Origin of the sequence: Bacteroides sp. AR20 (assembly GCF_964250605.1) — a bacterium.
GTDB classification, from domain to species: Bacteria; Bacteroidota; Bacteroidia; order Bacteroidales; family Bacteroidaceae; genus Bacteroides; species Bacteroides uniformis.
In genome coordinates this window covers 1-17,449 of sequence record NZ_CAXUGK010000014.1, presented here as the reverse complement: position 1 = coordinate 17,449, position 17,449 = coordinate 1, and the positions used below count along the sequence as shown (strand labels likewise).

Genomic DNA, 17,449 nt, shown 5'->3' with positions numbered 1-17,449 from the left:
AAGTTAATAATTTCAGTCGGTCTTATTCCCATTCTATTGTGCTGGGTGGTTTTGAAGAGATGTCATAGGTCACGCGGTTCACACCTTTCACCTTATTTATAATGTCGTTGGACACCTTACCCAGGAATTCGTAGGGCAGATGCGCCCAGTCGGCTGTCATGGCATCGGTGGAAGTAACGGCACGCAAGGCCACTGCACGTTCATAGGTGCGTTCGTCACCCATCACGCCCACACTCTGTACGGGCAGAAGAATGACGCCCGCCTGCCAGACCTGATGGTAGAGCGATGTCTCGTTGCCGTCGGCATCCTGCACTTTCCAGTCACGCAAGCCCTGAATGAAAATATCGTCGGCTTCCTGCAAAGTATGCACCTTCTCCGGTGTTATATCCCCCAGGATGCGGACAGCCAGTCCCGGACCGGGGAAAGGATGACGGGTAATCAAATGTTCGGGCATTCCCAATTCGCGTCCCACGCGGCGTACTTCGTCCTTGAACAGCCACTGCAACGGTTCGCACAGACGGAGGTTCATCTCCTCGGGCAGACCGCCCACGTTGTGATGGCTCTTGATGGTCTTGCCCGTAATGTTCAGGCTCTCGATGCGGTCGGGATAAATGGTGCCTTGCGCCAACCAGCGGGCATCGGTTATCTTGTGCGCTTCGGCATCGAAGACCTCGATAAAATCGCGGCCGATGATTTTACGCTTTTGCTCAGGCTCGGTCACTCCCTCCAAATCCTTGAAGAACTTCTCGCTGGCATCCACGCCAATCACGTTCAGTCCCAGGCATTCGTAGTCGTGCATCACATTCTTGAACTCATTCTTGCGAAGCAGTCCGTGGTCCACAAAGATACAGGTCAAGTTCTTGCCAATGGCACGATGCAGCAACACGGCGGCTACCGAAGAATCCACACCGCCACTCAGTCCCAGGATAACTCGGTCGTTGCCAAGCTGCTCCTTCAGTTCGGCCACAGTAGTATCTACAAACGATGCGGCGCTCCAGCTCTGGCTGCAACCGCATACGTCCACCACGAAGTTGCGCAGCATCTGCGTACCGTCCTCGCTATGAAATACTTCCGGATGGAACTGCACTCCCCACATCTCCTCGCCGGACACCTGGTAAGCAGCAATCGCTACCTTGTCCGTAGAAGCTATAATCTTGAAGTTGTCGGGAATGGCTGTAATCGTGTCTCCATGGCTCATCCATACTTGGGTATTCTTCCTTACCCCTTTGAAAAGGACATTCTCCGAATCGAAAGAACCGAGATGGGCACGTCCGTACTCGCGGGTTCCTGCCGGCTCCACCCGTCCACCGTTGCTGTAGGAGATAAACTGCGCACCGTAGCAGATACCCAGAATGGGGTATTTCCCACGAATCCCGCTCAAATCTACCTTGAATGCACTCTTATCATAAACAGAAAAGGGGCTACCCGAAAGGATAACTCCTTTTACACTCTCATCTCCGTATGGAAATTTGTTGTAAGGTACAATCTCGCAATAGACATTCAATTCGCGCAGCCGGCGGCCGATGAGCTGCGTGGTTTGCGAACCGAAATCAAGAATAATAATCTTCTCTTGCATATAAATCCGTATAGACTTTAATAAATGATTTGCAAAAGTAGAAAAAGTAAAGGAATTATCAGGGATAATGTGACAGAAAAACGTTTTTTTACTAAAAACAGCTTTAATTTCAGGCTAGAACTATCCACAAGGATACTAAAAGCTATTCTTACTACAACCGTGCTGTTTTCTTACCACAGCTATGCAACTTGCTTACCACAGCAATGTTATTTTCTTACCACGGCTGTGGTAAGATTACTGCTTAGTATAAAAAGGGACAGTTTCCGGCGGTACCGGGGAGAGTTAAATGCATTAGGGAATGTATCAAAAGCCATGAACGCTTTCATCATGTTATAATATTAGGCGCGGAATTCTAAGACCTACGCAAGTTTCCTGTGCAAAAACTTGTGTAGGTCTTAGAATTCCGCGCCTAAAAAAAGCGTCAAGAGGGTTTTGACATCCCTATGAAGTTCCGCTTCGATATTACTTTTCTTTCAGCAAATCACGGATTTCGGTCAGCAGCACCTCTTCCTTGCTCGGGGCAGGGGGAGCCGGAGGAGCGGCAGGCGCCTCTTCTTTCTTCTTTTCAGTCAGCTTGGTCAACAACTTTATGAACATGAAGATAGAGAATGCTATAATCAGGAAGTCGAAGGTGACCTGCAAGAAATTACCGTAATTCAGGGTCACGGCAGCAATTTCTTTTCCGTCCACCATTTCGGCAGGTTTCAGCACCCACTTCAAGTCTGTAAAGTTGACACCGCCCACCAGCAGCCCGATAGGAGGCATAATCACATCTGCCACAATGGAGGAGACGATTTTTCCGAATGCCCCACCGATAATCACACCGACGGCCATGTCTATCACATTGCCCTTCATGGCAAAAGCCTTAAATTCCTGTAAAAATGAACTTTTTCCCATCTTTTCAATTATTTAATTATGATTTTGGTTACGAATATAAAAACATTTTCTTACTTTTGCACCGCAAATCAGAAAGAATTGCAATTAGTAAGCGAAAGTTTATTTTTAAACATTATAAAACCCTTAAAAGTTTAAACAAAATGATTAAAGTAGGTATTAATGGATTCGGACGTATCGGACGTTTCGTATTCCGCGCTGCAATGAAGAGAAACGATATTCAGATCGTAGGTATCAACGACCTTTGCCCGGTAGATTACTTGGCTTACATGCTGAAGTATGACACTATGCACGGCCAGTTCGACGGTACTATCGAAGCTGATGTTGAAAACAGCAAGCTGATCGTTAACGGTCAGGCTATCCGCATCACTGCAGAAAGAAACCCGGCTGACTTGAAATGGAACGAAGTAGAGGCAGAATACGTTGTTGAATCTACTGGCTTGTTCTTGAGCAAAGACAAAGCTCAAGCTCACATCGAAGCCGGCGCAAAATATGTTGTAATGTCTGCTCCTTCTAAGGACGACACTCCGATGTTCGTTTGCGGTGTTAACGAAAAGACTTACGTTAAGGGTACTCAATTCGTATCTAACGCTTCTTGTACTACCAACTGCTTGGCTCCTATCGCTAAGGTATTGAACGACAAATGGGGTATCACTGACGGTTTGATGACTACTGTTCACTCTACAACTGCTACTCAGAAGACAGTTGACGGTCCTTCTATGAAAGACTGGAGAGGTGGTCGTGCTGCTTCCGGCAACATTATCCCGTCTTCTACCGGTGCTGCTAAGGCTGTAGGTAAAGTTATCCCGGCATTGAACGGCAAACTGACTGGTATGTCTATGCGTGTTCCGACTTTGGACGTATCTGTAGTTGACTTGACAGTTAACTTGGCTAAGCCCGCTACTTACGCTGAAATCTGCGCTGCCATGAAGGAAGCTTCTGAAGGCGAATTGAAGGGTGTTCTGGGTTACACTGAAGATGCAGTTGTTTCTTCTGACTTCTTGGGTGACACTCGCACTTCTATCTTCGACGCTAAGGCTGGTATCGCTTTGACTGATACTTTCGTTAAGGTTGTATCTTGGTATGATAACGAAATCGGTTATTCTAACAAGGTTCTTGACTTGATTGCTCACATGGCATCAGTTAACTGCTAATATACAGTTAGAAAATAATAAAAAATAGGTGACTTCTGCAGAAGTCGCCTATTTTTTTTGCAATTTTGCAGCTAGTTCGTTTTTTATCAGACCCTTTAAACATGATGAAGATTATACTAACTCTAATATTGCTTTGCTTTATGAACACTATATCGTCTCAAAATCCTTTTTTTGAAACATACTCCACGCTGCACAGCACTGTCCCGTTCGACAAGATTAAGACCGGAGATTACATACCCGCCATCCGCGAAGGCATCCGCCGCCAAAATGCGGAAATAGAGGCCATCATCCGCAATCCGGAAGTCCCGACATTTGCCAACACAGTGTTGGCCTACGAGAAGTCCGGTGAGATGCTCCACCGTGTCAGCACTGTATTCGGCAATCTGCTCAGTGCCGAAACGGACGATGACCTGCAGGAACTGGCCAAGGAAATCATGCCGATGATGAGCGAGCATGAAAACAACATCAGCCTGAACGAAGAGCTGTTTGCACGCATCAAAGCGGTTTACGAGCAGCAAGACAAAGAGACGCTGAACCCGGAACAGCACAAGCTGCTGGAAGATATTTACAATGGTTTTGTACGCAACGGCGCCAACCTCCAGGGAGAAGCCAAGGAGAAATACCGGGCTTTATGCAAAGAGCTCAGCCTGCTGACGCTGCAGTTCAGTGAAAACAACCTGAAAGAAACGAACGACTACAAGCTTGTCATCACCGACAAGTCACAACTGGCCGGGCTACCCGAGAGCGCGGTAGAAGCCGCTGCAGAGACAGCCGGGGAAAAAGGCGTCGAAGGCTGGGTATTCACCTTGCAGGCTCCCAGCTATGGCCCTTTCCTGACCTATGCAGACAGCCGTGACCTGCGTCGTGAGCTGTATATGGCCTACAATACGAAGTGTACGCATGACAACGCCAGCAATAATCTGGAAATCGTAAAGAAACTGGCCAATGTCCGTATGGAGATTGCCCAACTCCTAGGCTATGACAACTTCGCCGAATACAACCTCCAGGAGCGCATGGCACAAAACAGTGAGTCCGTGTATAAGCTGCTGGACCAACTGCTGGAGGCTTACACGCCTACCGCCAAACAAGAATATGCAGAAGTGCAAGCCCTGGCACGCCAAGCGGAAGGAGAAGACTTCGTCCTGATGCCGTGGGACTGGGCGTACTATTCCCATAAACTGAAAGACCGGAAGTTCAATATCGACGATGAGCTGCTCCGTCCTTACTTTGAGCTGAACAACGTGAAGCAAGGCGTATTCGGCCTGGCAACCAGGCTGTATGGCATCACCTTCAAGAAGAATCCGGATATTCCCGTTTATCATAAGGATGTGGATGCCTACGAAGTCTTCGACAAAGACGGGAAATTCCTTGCCGTGTTCTATACCGACTTCCACCCCAGAGCAGGCAAGCGCTCGGGAGCCTGGATGACCAGCTACAAGGAACAGTGGATTGACGAAAAGACCGGTGAGAACAGCCGTCCCCACATATCCATTGTGATGAACTTCACCAAACCGACACAGGACAAACCTGCTTTGTTGACCTTCGGCGAGGTAGAAACCTTCCTGCACGAATTCGGACACAGCCTGCATGGTATGTTTGCCAATTCCACCTACGGAAGCCTAAGCGGGACCAATGTGTATTGGGACTTTGTGGAACTCCCCTCCCAATTCATGGAGAACTTTGCCATCGAAAAGGAATTCCTGCATACGTTTGCCCGCCATTACCAAACCGGAGAACTGATACCGGACGAACTGGTACAGCGCATTGTGGATTCCTCCAACTTCAACGCGGCATACGCCTGCCTCCGCCAGGTTAGCTTCGGCCTGCTCGATATGGCTTGGTACACACGTAACACCCCGTTTGAAGGTGACGTGAAAGCCTATGAAAAGAAGGCTTGGGAAAAAGCACAGATTCTGCCTTCTGTGGCAGAAACCTGCATGAGCACACAATTCTCCCATATCTTTGCCGGAGGATATTCTGCCGGATACTATAGTTATAAATGGGCAGAGGTGCTGGATGCAGATGCTTTCTCGCTATTCAAGCAGACGGGCATCTTCAACCCGGAGACTGCCGCCTCCTTCCGAGAGAATATCCTTTCCAAAGGCGGAACGGAACATCCGATGACGCTCTATAAACGCTTCCGCGGACAAGAGCCTACAATCGACGCATTATTAATCAGAAATGGAATAAAGAAATGAAGAGACTTATAAGGAACATCTTTTGCATGTTGCTCATGTTTTCGCTGCTCCCCCTGCTAAGCGGTTGCGACAACGAGGACGATGTTATCGGAATATTCACCGGGAAGACATGGAAGCTCAGCCGACTCACCAATAAAGGCAGCAATGCCCAATTCTATCCAAACCTTTGGAACAACAATGAGGAAGAGATGAAGAAGAGTCTGGACAAGCTATATAATCAGAAAAGCACCTTCACCCTCAATTTTGAAGGTACTGAACTGGATGGAGAACTGATGGGCACCACCGTCAACGGACAAGGCATCAACTCAAGCGTCAACGGCACTTGGAAAGCCGACGGAGCTTCAGGCTCGCTCAGCATCAGTGTGAAGGTTACGGGGGCTGCAGAAAGCGATGCACTGGCCAAGGCATTCATCTCCGGATTGCAAAACGTGTACAAGTATGAAGGGGATGCCAATTCACTGACCCTCTATTTTAAAGACGGACCGACAACCAGAGTCATGGGATTCACCCCGCAACGATAAAGCATAAATATGATGGACGATTCTACAAAAGACAAACAAGAAGCATTGGATAGGCGTTATATACGTATGGCAAGCATTTGGGCCGAAAATTCGTATTGCCAACGCCGCCAGGTCGGTGCACTGATTGTAAAAGACAAGATGATTATCTCTGACGGCTACAACGGTACCCCTTCCGGTTTTGAGAATGTATGCGAAGATGAGAATAACGTCACCAAACCATACGTGCTCCATGCCGAAGCAAACGCCATTACCAAAATAGCCCGTTCAAACAACAGCAGTAACGGTGCCACCATGTACGTCACTGCCTCCCCCTGCATAGAATGCTCCAAACTGATTATCCAGGCAGGCATCAAACGGGTAGTCTACTCCGAGAAATACCGCCTGGAAGATGGTATCGAACTTTTGAAACGGGCAGGCATCGAGGTAGTGTTTATTTCAATGGATAATGAAAAGTTGAAAATGGAAAGTTGAAAGTTGCATGCGCAGCCAAATAGTAAATTGTAAATAGTCTAATAGTAAATAAACATCATGAGTACAAAAAATACTTCCCGCTTTATGCCGCTCATCATCGCAATCAGCGTAGTCGCGGGAATCCTTATCGGAACGTTTTATGCCAGGCATTTTGCCGGTAATAAACTGGGAATCATCAATAGCTCGTCCAACAAGCTGAATGCCTTGCTGCGTGTTATTGATGACCAGTATGTGGATACCGTCAACATGACCGATTTGGTAGAGAAGGCCATGCCACAGATATTGGCGGAACTCGACCCCCACTCCACCTACATCCCCGCACAGAAGCTGGAAGAGGTAAACTCCGAACTTGAAGGCAGCTTCAGCGGTATAGGTATCCAGTTCACCATTCAAGAAGACACGATACACGTAAACAGCGTGATTCCCGGCGGACCGTCCGAGAAAGTGGGCCTGATGGCAGGCGACCGCATTGTAATGGTCAACGACAGTCTGTTTGCAGGCAAAGGCCTGACAAACGAAAAGGCCATGCGCAACCTGAAAGGTCCGAAAGGAAGCCAAGTGAAGTTAGGCGTCAAGCGTGCCACGGAAAAGGAGTTGCTCGACTTCACCATCACACGCGGTGACATCCCACAAAACACCATTGATGCAGCCTATATGCTCGACGATGACTACGGATATATACAAATCAGCAAATTCGGACGTACCACACACGTGGAGCTGCTGAATGCGATTGCCCAACTGAGCCACGAGAAGTGCAAAGGCCTGATTATCGACCTGCGCGACAATACCGGAGGATACATGGAAGCCGCCACACGCATGGTGAACGAATTCCTGCCGGAAGGGAAGTTGATTGTATATACCCACGGCCGCAAATATCCCCGCATGGAGGAATATGCCAACGGTACCGGCAGTTGCCAGAAGCTGCCGCTAGTGGTATTGGTAAACGAGAGTTCCGCTTCGGCCAGCGAAATCTTTGCGGGCGCCATTCAGGACAATGACCGCGGAACCATTGTAGGACGCCGTTCCTTCGGCAAGGGACTCGTACAGCAACCCATCGACTTCAGTGACGGTTCCGCCATCCGCCTGACCATTGCCCGTTATTACACCCCATCGGGCCGTTGCATCCAGCGCCCCTACGAGAACGGCAAGGACAGCAAATACGAAATGGACTGGATTACCCGTTACGAACACGGCGAGTTCTTCTCCAAAGACAGCATCAAACTGGACGAAAACCTGCGTTACTCTACCGGTTTGGGCAGACCCGTATACGGCGGCGGTGGCATTATGCCGGACGTATTCGTTCCGCAAGACACAACCGGAGTATCTTCTTACCTGATAGAAGTAAGCAACAAGGGACTGATTCTGCAATTCAGCTTCCAGTATACCGACCGCAACCGCGCGAAATTGAGTGAATACGACAATGAAGAAGACTTGTTGAAGTACCTTCGCCACCAGAGTATTGTGGAGCAGTTTGTACGTTTTGCAGACTCCAAGGGAGTAAAACGGCGCAACCTGCTTATCCACAAGTCCTACAAGCTACTGGAAAGAAGTCTTTACGGCAACATTATCTATAACATACTGGGAAGGGAGCAATACATCCGCTACATCAACCAGAGCGATGCTACCGTCAAGAAAGCATTGGATATTCTGGAACGTGGCGAGGCATTCCCCAAAGCTCCGGAAGCAACACCAATCATAGAGGATAAAAAAGATGATGGAAAGGAAAAAAGAACTGCGCAGGCAGGTAGCTTTGTTGAAGACCCGACACAGCTCTTCCGCTACGCGTCAGTCTGCTGAAATACTTGCCGCCCTCGAGGCACACCCCGCTTTCAGGGCGGCAACAACCGTACTGCTCTACCACTCTCTCAAAGACGAAGTGGACACACACGAATTTATCCGGAAGTGGAGCCGCGAAAAGCGGATACTGCTTCCGGTAGTTGTAGGTGACGACCTGGAACTGCGGCTGTACACCGGACCCGAAGACTTGAAACCTGGCGCATACGGCATCGAAGAACCAACCGGCGAGCTATTTACCGACTATGCAGACATAGACTTCATAGTGGTTCCCGGCGTGGCATTCGACCGTAACGGCAACCGCCTGGGGCGCGGTAAAGGTTACTATGACCGGCTTCTGCCCCGCATCCCATCAGCCCACAAAGCCGGCATCTGCTTCCCGTTTCAACTCGTAGAAGAAGTTCCTGCGGAACCGTTTGATATACGCATGGATGAAATCATTACGCAATGAAAACTAATTATCATACACACACCACACGCTGCATGCATGCCACCGGAGATGACGAAGACTATGTGCTCAGTGCCATCAAAGGCGGTTACCGGATACTCGGGTTTTCAGACCATACTCCCTGGAAATACCGAACCGACTACGTAGCCGACATGCGGATGCTCCCCGAGGAGCTCCCCGGCTACGTGGAGAGTCTCAAGACGCTCCGTGAGAAATACCACGACCGGATAGACATCAGAATAGGACTTGAATGTGAATACTTCCCCCAATATATCCATTGGCTGAAAGAGCAAACCAAGAAGTACCAACTGGACTATATCATCTTCGGAAACCATCACTACCACACCGATGAAAAGTTCCCCTACTTCGGCCATCATACAGACAGCCGCGACATGCTCGAACTTTACGAAGAGAGCGCCATCGAAGGTATGGAAAGCGGATTATTCTCCTGCCTTGCCCATCCGGACTTGTTCATGCGCTCCTATCCGAAGTTCGACCACCATTGCACTACCATCAGCCGGCACATCTGCCGTACTGCTGCACGCCTGAATGTCCCGTTGGAATACAATATAGGCTATGTAGCCTACAATGAAGCGCACGGCTTATCCACCTACCCGTGCCCGGAGTTCTGGCGAATCGCTGCCAATGAAGGCTGTACAGCTATCATCGGACTGGATGCGCATGACAACAAGGATTTGGAAACTCCGATGTATTATGACCGGGCAGTCCGGGAATTAAAGGAACTGAAGATTGAAAGAATAGATGAGCTGAGGATGCTCATCTGAATATGATATTCGTTATGACCTGGGCCCCCACATGACGATTCAAGTTGCGCACCAGCAACTCGCGCCCCATCATCAGTTCCTGGCGCAAAGCAGCAGAAGTGAGGTGCACATAAAGCACCTGGTTCTTTATATAAAGTTCACGGGTGTAGGAGGCAATGGTAGGCCCCAGCACTTCGGGCCACGCACTGATAAGCCGCCGTTCATTCAGCGGAGACTCCAGACTTTCCTGCCTGAGGTAATGACGGATAAGTTCACCTATCTGTTCGGCATTATTGCGCTTCATGCCTCTTCCTCCTTCATTTCGGCAACCGTTCCCTGCTCCACACGGAACATCTTATAATCACTGCCCACTTTATGCAGAATACGGTCCAGGTGTTCGCGGTTGGTATCGGTTATAAAAATCTGTCCAAAACTGTCGCCTGCCACCAACTTGATGATTTGCTCCACACGCGAGGCATCCAGCTTGTCAAAGATATCGTCCAACAACAACAAGGGAACAGTGGTCCCGGTACGTTTCAGGAAATCAAACTGTGCCAGCTTCAACGCTACCAGATAAGTCTTGTTCTGTCCCTGCGACCCTTCACGCTTGATGGGGAAATCTCCCAAAAGCATATTCAGCTCGTCCTTGTGCACACCGCGCAACGAATAGCCCATAATCTGGTCGCGAGCACGGCTTTCCTTCAGCACTTCCAGCAAAGAGGCATCGCGGGCATGAGAGTCATAGCTTAATCCCACCTTCTCCCTATCTTGCGAAATGAATGAATAGAAAGACTGGAAAATAGGAATAAACTCACGGATAAAGGCCTCACGTTTGCGGAACACCACTTCACCGGCTTGTGCCATCATCTCCTCCCAGACCAGAAAGAGCTCTTCCTCCACCGGCTGTTCACTCTTCAGTAAGGTATTCCGCTGCACCAAAGCTTTATTGTATCGTATCAAAGCATCCAGATACTCTTTGTCGTACTGCGAGATAACCACATCCATAAAACGTCGGCGTTCATCACTGCCTCCTGCTATCAACTCCGAATCGGCAGGCGAGACCATGACCAAAGGCAGGAAGCCGATATGGTCCGACAAACGCGTATACTCCTTCTTGTTTCGCTTGAACTGTTTCTTCTGGCGCCTCTTCATACCACAGTAGATTTCCTCAGGAGTCCCATCGGCAGCCTCATAAAACCCTTGAATAACAAAGAAGTCGGCATCATGGCAGATATTCTGGGAATCAATGGGATTACCGGCACTTTTACAGAAAGACAAAAAATACACCGCATCCAGCAGGTTCGTTTTCCCCATGCCGTTCTGTCCGAAAAAGCAGTTTAACTTGGGCGAGAATGAAAGCTCCACCTGCTCCAAGTTCTTATAATTGAGTATAGATATACGTTTCAGTATCATTATAGTAACGATGAGTTCGGTTACAAAGATAATGCAAAACCGAAAGCAGTACAAAATAAGCCTGCTTATTTTTAATACAGAGGTGAAGCCCGGCTTATTGAAAAGTAGAAATAATTTCGGTGTTTTCTGATACAAAACAAAAAAAGATGCCGCTAAATTTCGTTGATAGCTATAAAAAACTTACTTTTGCGGGTCGAAATAGATAAATAAGAATAATAACAAAAAGATTATATAAAAATGGCAGAACAAAAAAAGACGAATGAAGCCTTAAACGTGGAGGATGCACTGACACAATCGGAGGCCTTTTTCATTAAGAACAAAAAAGCAATCATCGGCACTGTAGTAGCAGTAATCATCATCATTGCCGGTGTAGTGATGTACAAGAACCTTTATGCAGACCCCCGTGAAGAAAAAGCACAAGCTGCCTTATTCAAAGGGCAAGAATACTTCGAAGCAGACGCTTATGCACAAGCACTGAACGGTGATAGCATCGGTTTTGCCGGATTTGTAAAAGTGGCAGACGAATACAGCGGCACAAAAGCAGCCAATCTTGCAAAAGCCTATATGGGTCTCTGCTATGCACACCTCGGTAAATATGACGAAGCAGTGAAAGCATTGGACAGCTTTGACGGAGACGACCAAATGGTAGCTCCTGCCATGAAAGGTGCTATGGGTAACTGCTATGCGCAGCTCGGCCAACTGGACAAAGCCGCTTCCATGCTGCTGAAAGCCGCCAACGAAGCCGACAACAACTCCCTCAGCCCCATCTACCTGCTGCAAGCTGGAGAAATCCTGGTAAAGCAAGGTAAGTATGACGATGCAATCCAGGCGTATACCACTATCAAGGATAAATACTTCCGTTCATACCAGGCAATGGATATCGATAAGTATATCGAACAAGCCAAACTATTGAAGAAGTAATATACCTTATTATAAAAATATCTCAGGCACGGATTACACGGAAAACACGGAAAGACACAATAGCCGTGAATCCGTGTAGTCCGTGCCTCTTTTATCTCTCCTCTCCCTTTAATTTTCAATTATTAATTCTTAATTCCTTATTTATGGCAACAGCTTACCACAATCTTTCAGACTACGATTTCAGTTCTGTACCCAGCGCGGAAAAAATGAAATTCGGCATCGTTGTATCTGAGTGGAATTATAATATTACCGGCGCTCTCCTAAAAGGTGCCATAGACACCTTAAAAAAACATGGAGCCAAAGATGAAAATATTCTGGTAAAAACAGTACCCGGCAGTTTTGAACTGACTTTCGGCGCCAACCAACTTATCGAATACAGCGAAGTCGATGCAGTTATTGCAATTGGTTGTGTAGTCAGAGGAGATACTCCACATTTTGACTATGTTTGCATGGGTGCTACCCAAGGAATTACCCAATTAAACGCAAGTGGCGATGTACCAGTAATTTACGGATTAATTACTACCAATACTATGGAGCAAGCAGAAGACCGCGCCGGTGGCAAGCTGGGTAATAAAGGAGACGAATGTGCAATTACTGCAATAAAAATGATAGATTTTGCTTGGAGTTTACAAAAATAGTCGTATCTTTGCACCGCAATTGAGAAACAAACCTACTCAATGAGAGAATTGAGATAGAATCTTAAGTGCAAAAGGGCAAATACCAGAGTGGCCAAATGGGGCAGACTGTAAATCTGCTGGCTTACGCCTTCGGTGGTTCGAATCCATCTTTGCCCACAAAAAATTGCGGAAGTAGCTCAGTTGATAGAGCATTAGCCTTCCAAGCTGAGGGTCGCGGGTTTGAGCCCCGTCTTCCGCTCTTAGAGAGGATTGATAATCAAAAGGTTATCAATCCTTTTCTTTTATATGAATTCTTTGGAACCCCCTTTCATTATACTATAAATTATGTAATTGTTGGTCTATTGTTGTTCCCCCAAAAACAATAGATATGATAACAATCAAAGCCGAAGTATTAAAAGGCAAACAAAAGAGTGATGGTACGTATAATGTCAAAATCAGAATGACTTATAAGAGAGAAGTCAAAAGACTGCCTACTTCTATCTATGTAAGGAAGGAAGACCTCACCAAGGCATTCAAAATAAAGAATCCCAAGTTTATTAAGGAAGCAAATAATATTGTTAGGCAATATCAAGAATTATGTGCTTCCCTCCCATTGGAAACAGCTAATTACAGCTTAAATGATATAATAGAGTGCATCAAGGTTAAAAATGAAAGAAAGACTACCATAGATTTCATTCAGTTCTCAAAAGAGTGGTTGAAGACTACTCAATTAAAAGGAAAAGCCAACTACCAGACATCTATTAATGCTTTCATCACTTATCTTGGAAAAGAACACTTGAATACAGACCAAATAACTAAAAAGCTATTAAAAGATTTCATGAACTACCTACAATTAAAAAGAGCCCAAAGAATTGAGGAATTAAAGAAACATGGAAAACGAATACCTTCCAACAGAATGCTCTCTTTATATATTGGATGCCTCAGACATCTATACAATGAAGTCAAAAAAAGATATAATGACTATGATAGAAATATCATCTTAGTGCCCAATTCACCTTTTGATAACTTAGAAATACCTAAGCAAGAGGCTACAAGAAAGAGAGCCATACCAGCAGAAGCCATCAAAAAGATATGGGAATTACCTTATCAATACAACAACACAGGAAAAGAGAAGAAATGCCCATATAATTTAGCCAAAGATTGCTTCATTATATCTTTCTGCCTGATGGGAATGAACTCAATAGACTTATACAGTTGCTCTACACTGGAAGGAAAAGCAATCACCTACTACAGAAGTAAAACCAAAGACAGAAGGTTAGATAAAGCCAAAATGAAAGTTATAGTCCCCCCTATTCTTCAACCACTAATGGAAAAATACCAAGACCAAACAAAAAATAGAATATTTAATTTCTATCATACTTATTCAACTGCTGGCAACTTCAATAAGGCTATAAATATAGGACTCAAAGAGATTGGAAAACTTTTGAAAATAGATGATTTGGAGTACTATGCAGCAAGACACTCATGGGCTACTTTAGCAGTCAACAAGGTAGGTATTGATAAATATGCTGTTCATGCAGCACTTAATCACATTGATGAAGCCATGAAAGTCACAGATATATACATTGAAAGAGACTTCAAGATTGAGAATGAAGCAAACTTGAAGGTTCTTCAATATGTATTTGGAAGTGAAGGTTTGAAATAGGCTTAAAAGAATCTCTGTAGTTTATTGGACTATGGAGATTCTTTTGTATTTTTGACTTCTCATAAATATTGAAATGGAGCATAACAAACTAATTGATTGGATGAATGAGAGTGAAAAGAAACTTTTTGCTATCATAGGGAAATACCTTGATGAAGTTAAAGGAAATAATAAAAAGACCACTGAAATATGTCATATTGGTAAGTTTATAATGTTACTTAATGAATCTGTGTCCATATTTAGACTTTCAGAATCACCAGACTGTTTATTAAATACTAATCAAGGAATTATTGGATTAGAACATCAGATAATAGTAAATAAATCTTTAAGAGAACAAGAAGGCTGTTTTGAAACAATCATTAGAAGTGTAGAACAGAATTTATTAGCAGATTCCAGCATACCTAATTTCTTTGCAAATTGTGATATTCTCCCTACAGCAAATTATTCATTATCAGAAAAAAGTGAAGTAATAAAAACAGTAACAAATGTATTTAAAGAATATATAATATATGATAGAAATATCCCTAATCCTTATGTGGAAAATATAAGACTACAGAAATATAGTTCAAAAGGAATAAGTATTCGTTCTAATAGTTTTGGCCCTCCCCTTTCTCCTTCTATTATTAAACAAGCAATTCTAAAAAAAGAAGAGAAACTCGAACAATATATAAGGAACTGTAATAGCCCAATCTGGTTACTATTAGTAACGGGAAACCTTAAAAACAGCTCCTACTATATTGAAGATACTCAGCTGCTCAGTTTTTTTATTCATAGCAAATTTGATAAGATTTATTTATTGGAAGACTTTAAAGGGAAACTATATAGGCTTAAATGAGTAATTTGTATATTTGCTCACTTTGTTATTATATTATAAACTTAAACTAAGTGAGATATGGCAGATACTACCAAATTATATAATACTTATGGTGACTTATATGACACTCCTCAGATTATATATTCAGATTATGGACAACCAGAAGAAATATCACCAGATACAAGAATTGATAGTCTTGAAGGATTATTATATGGGAATTTCTCAAGGTGTAAAGAGGTTCAATGTAACTTTAATCTATCTTTTTACATTGATAAGATGCCACATGGCATAGTAAACAAACAGATTCCGGGAGTAGGTGCTACTACCCTTGAAATAAATGCAAATAGAAATTCAATTATAGTCCTTCCTACAAAAGCACTGGCTTTCTCCAAATGTAAAAAGCACCCCAATACTTTATATATAGGAAGTGAAATAAAGGATGAAAAGGAAAGGACAACAGACCAAGAGATAATAGAGTATCTCCAGAAGGAAGGATATAAGAAGCTGTTGGTAGTAGCAGATAGTTTAGGTAGGTTACTGAAATTAATAAAAGAGGAGAATTATAAAGACTACTTTCTAATGATTGATGAAATAGATGTCCTTCAATCTGATAGTAACTACAGACCTCAACTGGAAGATGTGATTGATTATTATCTATTGTTCCCTCCCAAGAATAGGTGCATGGTTACAGCTACTATGAAAGAGTTTACCAATCCCCTTTTAAAGAAGGAATGTCTATTTCCTATTTCATGGCAATGGGAAAAGAAAAGAAACATTAAACTACTTCATACCAATAACATTATCCAAGTAGTGATAAATGAGATTAAATCTCACCCAAATGAGAAAATATTCATTGCATATAACTCCATCCTACAGATTCAAAATATCATATCTTCTCTTGAAGAAGAAGTGAAAAAGGAATGTGCAATACTATGCAGTGAGGCATCTATTAAAGAAGCTGGAGAATATTATGCAGCCAAACTAGATAGTAATGATGTATTGCCAAATAGAATTAATTTTGCCACTTGTTGCTACTTTACTGGAATAGACATATCAGACAATTATCATCTAATAACAGTATCAGACTCCAGAAGAGACTATTCTATGTTGACCTTAGATAGAATGACACAAATATATGGAAGATGTAGAGGTGAGTATAAGATACTAAGTGACACTATTGTTTATAATACTAAAGATTATGCATTGGTAGAAGATATGAGAACTTATCCAGATTCTCTTGTAAGAAAAGCTAATAAAGTTTTAAGGCTTATTACTGCTGCTGATGACATTAGCCAAGGAGACTATACACTTGCAAACCTATTCTCTATTGTAAAAGAGGCTATAAAGGATAAAGCTCAAGAGAGGATAAGCAATGATGAACCTATAAATTTAATTAGGAGAAACATATATGGTGAGTATGTGCCTGCCTATCTGAATATAGATTATTTAGTTGAGAGAATGGAGTTATATAGAGGGCTATATTTCCTACCTGAGAAGATGAAAGAAGCTTTAGATAAATGTGCCAACATAGCCCAATACAACTCTATAAATTATGATATAAGCCAGCAACAAATGGCTCTTGAAGATGAAAACAAAGCCATACAAGGAGAACTTGCAGATAGTTACATACAAGAGGCTATTACTGAAATTAATACATTGGATGCAATAGGTAGTTTAAATGATAATACTTTAAAGACATGTATTAGGCAGAGTAAAAGAAATAAGAGAATATTTCTTGAGAGATTTGGTAGGCTATATAAGTATGTTGATTTGGATAGCCTATTAAACCAGCTTTGGGAGATTAGAACTGACAATGATGTAGCCTTTAAAAATCTCAATAATGCTGTAATGTATTGGGCTTTAGCAGAAGAACACCCTTTCAAAAAAGCTATAAGGGAGTCTTTTTCTGTAAACCAAACATTATCTTCCCCTGAAATACAAGCTATATTAGTCCCTATAGTCAAATATCATTTGCACAAGGTACTAATGCCCAGAAAGTATATAAGCCTCTTTAAAAGCATGTATAAGACTGATAGACCAAGGAATCAATATGTTATTAAAGGGGAAAATCCTCTACAATTAAAAGAACATAAGGATAGAATTGCTCCAGAAGAGAATAATTTAGGTAGTGTAAAATAAACTGTGTCACGCATTATTTATCTCTAGAAAACTCATCGGTCGGGGAACGGCCCGCGCCAAGG

16 protein-coding genes and 2 tRNA genes are annotated in these 17,449 nt (G+C 43.9%); 14 read left to right on the top strand and 4 right to left on the bottom strand.

All coding sequences use genetic code 11. The features are described from left to right. Nucleotides 1-22: 22 nt before the first annotated feature. Nucleotides 23-1,576 carry a glutamine-hydrolyzing GMP synthase gene (guaA, locus tag ACESTD_RS08980; RefSeq protein WP_005823593.1) on the bottom strand — a complete coding sequence of 518 codons (1,554 nt, stop codon included), beginning with the start codon at nt 1,574-1,576 and terminating at the stop codon, nt 23-25. Between the two features lie 462 nt (nt 1,577-2,038). Continuing rightward, on the bottom strand, nt 2,039-2,473 hold the full coding sequence (mscL, locus tag ACESTD_RS08975; protein WP_005835461.1) for a large-conductance mechanosensitive channel protein MscL: 435 nt from the start codon (nt 2,471-2,473) through the stop codon (nt 2,039-2,041). A gap of 140 nt (nt 2,474-2,613) precedes the next feature. Between mscL and gap the strand changes: the two genes are divergently transcribed. The 7 genes from gap (at nt 2,614) to ACESTD_RS08940 (ending at nt 9,841) form a co-directional block, all read left to right on the top strand. Next, nucleotides 2,614-3,624 carry a type I glyceraldehyde-3-phosphate dehydrogenase gene (gene gap, locus ACESTD_RS08970; RefSeq protein WP_005835458.1) on the top strand — a complete coding sequence of 337 codons (1,011 nt, stop codon included), beginning with the start codon at nt 2,614-2,616 and terminating at the stop codon, nt 3,622-3,624. A 140-nt stretch (nt 3,625-3,764) separates the two neighbouring features. Beyond that, nucleotides 3,765-5,822 (top strand): M3 family metallopeptidase, encoded by a 2,058-nt coding sequence (locus ACESTD_RS08965; RefSeq protein WP_373158819.1) that lies wholly within the window; start codon nt 3,765-3,767, stop codon nt 5,820-5,822. After that, nucleotides 5,819-6,343 carry a DUF4847 family protein gene (locus ACESTD_RS08960; protein ID WP_009037063.1) on the top strand — a complete coding sequence of 175 codons (525 nt, stop codon included), beginning with the start codon at nt 5,819-5,821 and terminating at the stop codon, nt 6,341-6,343. Before ACESTD_RS08965 ends, ACESTD_RS08960 begins: the two co-directional genes overlap by 4 nt. A 12-nt stretch (nt 6,344-6,355) precedes the next feature. Further along, complete coding sequence (locus tag ACESTD_RS08955; protein ID WP_005835453.1) at nt 6,356-6,814, top strand: dCMP deaminase family protein; 459 nt, start codon at nt 6,356-6,358, stop codon at nt 6,812-6,814. 57 nt (nt 6,815-6,871) lie between these two features. Then, nucleotides 6,872-8,611, top strand: coding sequence for a S41 family peptidase (locus ACESTD_RS08950; protein ID WP_005835451.1), 1,740 nt, complete (start codon nt 6,872-6,874; stop codon nt 8,609-8,611). Beyond that, nucleotides 8,529-9,059 (top strand): 5-formyltetrahydrofolate cyclo-ligase, encoded by a 531-nt coding sequence (locus ACESTD_RS08945; RefSeq protein ID WP_035449971.1) that lies wholly within the window; start codon nt 8,529-8,531, stop codon nt 9,057-9,059. The genes ACESTD_RS08950 and ACESTD_RS08945 overlap by 83 nt, the downstream gene beginning before the upstream one ends. Further along, nucleotides 9,056-9,841 (top strand): histidinol-phosphatase, encoded by a 786-nt coding sequence (locus ACESTD_RS08940; protein ID WP_005835445.1) that lies wholly within the window; start codon nt 9,056-9,058, stop codon nt 9,839-9,841. The genes ACESTD_RS08945 and ACESTD_RS08940 overlap by 4 nt, the downstream gene beginning before the upstream one ends. Here ACESTD_RS08940 and ACESTD_RS08935 read toward each other — a convergent pair. Then, complete coding sequence (locus ACESTD_RS08935; protein WP_005823615.1) at nt 9,834-10,124, bottom strand: DUF721 domain-containing protein; 291 nt, start codon at nt 10,122-10,124, stop codon at nt 9,834-9,836. The two genes, ACESTD_RS08940 and ACESTD_RS08935, sit on opposite strands and share 8 nt — an antisense overlap. Continuing rightward, a complete protein-coding gene (locus tag ACESTD_RS08930; RefSeq protein ID WP_005823617.1) occupies nt 10,121-11,233 on the bottom strand; it encodes a DNA replication/repair protein RecF in 1,113 nt (370 codons plus the stop codon). The genes ACESTD_RS08935 and ACESTD_RS08930 overlap by 4 nt, the downstream gene beginning before the upstream one ends. A 237-nt stretch (nt 11,234-11,470) precedes the next feature. Between ACESTD_RS08930 and ACESTD_RS08925 the strand changes: the two genes are divergently transcribed. The 7 genes from ACESTD_RS08925 to ACESTD_RS08895 all read left to right on the top strand — a co-directional run bounded on the left by ACESTD_RS08925 (nt 11,471) and on the right by ACESTD_RS08895 (nt 17,387). Further along, entirely contained in the window at nt 11,471-12,154 is a 684-nt protein-coding gene (locus ACESTD_RS08925) for a tetratricopeptide repeat protein (RefSeq protein ID WP_005823621.1), read from the top strand. Between the two features lie 143 nt (nt 12,155-12,297). Continuing rightward, nucleotides 12,298-12,792: a 6,7-dimethyl-8-ribityllumazine synthase gene (gene ribH / locus ACESTD_RS08920; RefSeq protein WP_005823623.1), complete on the top strand. Its 495-nt coding sequence runs from the start codon at nt 12,298-12,300 to the stop codon at nt 12,790-12,792. Between the two features lie 73 nt (nt 12,793-12,865). Then, nucleotides 12,866-12,948 (top strand) — tRNA-Tyr (locus tag ACESTD_RS08915). A 9-nt stretch (nt 12,949-12,957) separates the two neighbouring features. Then, nucleotides 12,958-13,030: transfer RNA gene (locus ACESTD_RS08910), tRNA-Gly, on the top strand. A 129-nt stretch (nt 13,031-13,159) separates the two neighbouring features. Then, a complete protein-coding gene (locus ACESTD_RS08905; RefSeq protein ID WP_129643410.1) occupies nt 13,160-14,437 on the top strand; it encodes a phage integrase SAM-like domain-containing protein in 1,278 nt (425 codons plus the stop codon). A 73-nt stretch (nt 14,438-14,510) separates the two neighbouring features. Next, the gene (locus tag ACESTD_RS08900) at nt 14,511-15,269 is read left to right on the top strand and encodes a hypothetical protein (protein WP_098032563.1); all 759 of its coding nucleotides are present in this window, start codon (nt 14,511-14,513) and stop codon (nt 15,267-15,269) included. Nucleotides 15,270-15,326: 57 nt separating this feature from the next. Then, nucleotides 15,327-17,387, top strand: a complete 2,061-nt coding sequence (locus ACESTD_RS08895; RefSeq protein ID WP_195288720.1) for a DEAD/DEAH box helicase — start codon at nt 15,327-15,329, stop codon at nt 17,385-17,387. Nucleotides 17,388-17,449: the final 62 nt, after the last annotated feature.

Excerpts from the sequence above, each read along its gene's own strand:
- guaA (WP_005823593.1), bottom strand. The coding sequence starts at position 1,576 with ATGCAAGAGAAGATTATTATTCTTGATTTCGGTTCGCAAACCACGCAG.
- mscL (WP_005835461.1), bottom strand. The coding sequence starts at position 2,473 with ATGGGAAAAAGTTCATTTTTACAGGAATTTAAGGCTTTTGCCATGAAG.
- gap (WP_005835458.1), top strand. The coding sequence starts at position 2,614 with ATGATTAAAGTAGGTATTAATGGATTCGGACGTATCGGACGTTTCGTA.
- ACESTD_RS08965 (WP_373158819.1), top strand. The coding sequence starts at position 3,765 with ATGAACACTATATCGTCTCAAAATCCTTTTTTTGAAACATACTCCACG.
- ACESTD_RS08960 (WP_009037063.1), top strand. The coding sequence starts at position 5,819 with ATGAAGAGACTTATAAGGAACATCTTTTGCATGTTGCTCATGTTTTCG.
- ACESTD_RS08955 (WP_005835453.1), top strand. The coding sequence starts at position 6,356 with ATGGACGATTCTACAAAAGACAAACAAGAAGCATTGGATAGGCGTTAT.
- ACESTD_RS08950 (WP_005835451.1), top strand. The coding sequence starts at position 6,872 with ATGAGTACAAAAAATACTTCCCGCTTTATGCCGCTCATCATCGCAATC.
- ACESTD_RS08945 (WP_035449971.1), top strand. The coding sequence starts at position 8,529 with ATGGAAAGGAAAAAAGAACTGCGCAGGCAGGTAGCTTTGTTGAAGACC.
- ACESTD_RS08940 (WP_005835445.1), top strand. The coding sequence starts at position 9,056 with ATGAAAACTAATTATCATACACACACCACACGCTGCATGCATGCCACC.
- ACESTD_RS08935 (WP_005823615.1), bottom strand. The coding sequence starts at position 10,124 with ATGAAGCGCAATAATGCCGAACAGATAGGTGAACTTATCCGTCATTAC.
- ACESTD_RS08930 (WP_005823617.1), bottom strand. The coding sequence starts at position 11,233 with ATGATACTGAAACGTATATCTATACTCAATTATAAGAACTTGGAGCAG.
- ACESTD_RS08925 (WP_005823621.1), top strand. The coding sequence starts at position 11,471 with ATGGCAGAACAAAAAAAGACGAATGAAGCCTTAAACGTGGAGGATGCA.
- ribH (WP_005823623.1), top strand. The coding sequence starts at position 12,298 with ATGGCAACAGCTTACCACAATCTTTCAGACTACGATTTCAGTTCTGTA.
- ACESTD_RS08905 (WP_129643410.1), top strand. The coding sequence starts at position 13,160 with ATGATAACAATCAAAGCCGAAGTATTAAAAGGCAAACAAAAGAGTGAT.
- ACESTD_RS08900 (WP_098032563.1), top strand. The coding sequence starts at position 14,511 with ATGGAGCATAACAAACTAATTGATTGGATGAATGAGAGTGAAAAGAAA.
- ACESTD_RS08895 (WP_195288720.1), top strand. The coding sequence starts at position 15,327 with ATGGCAGATACTACCAAATTATATAATACTTATGGTGACTTATATGAC.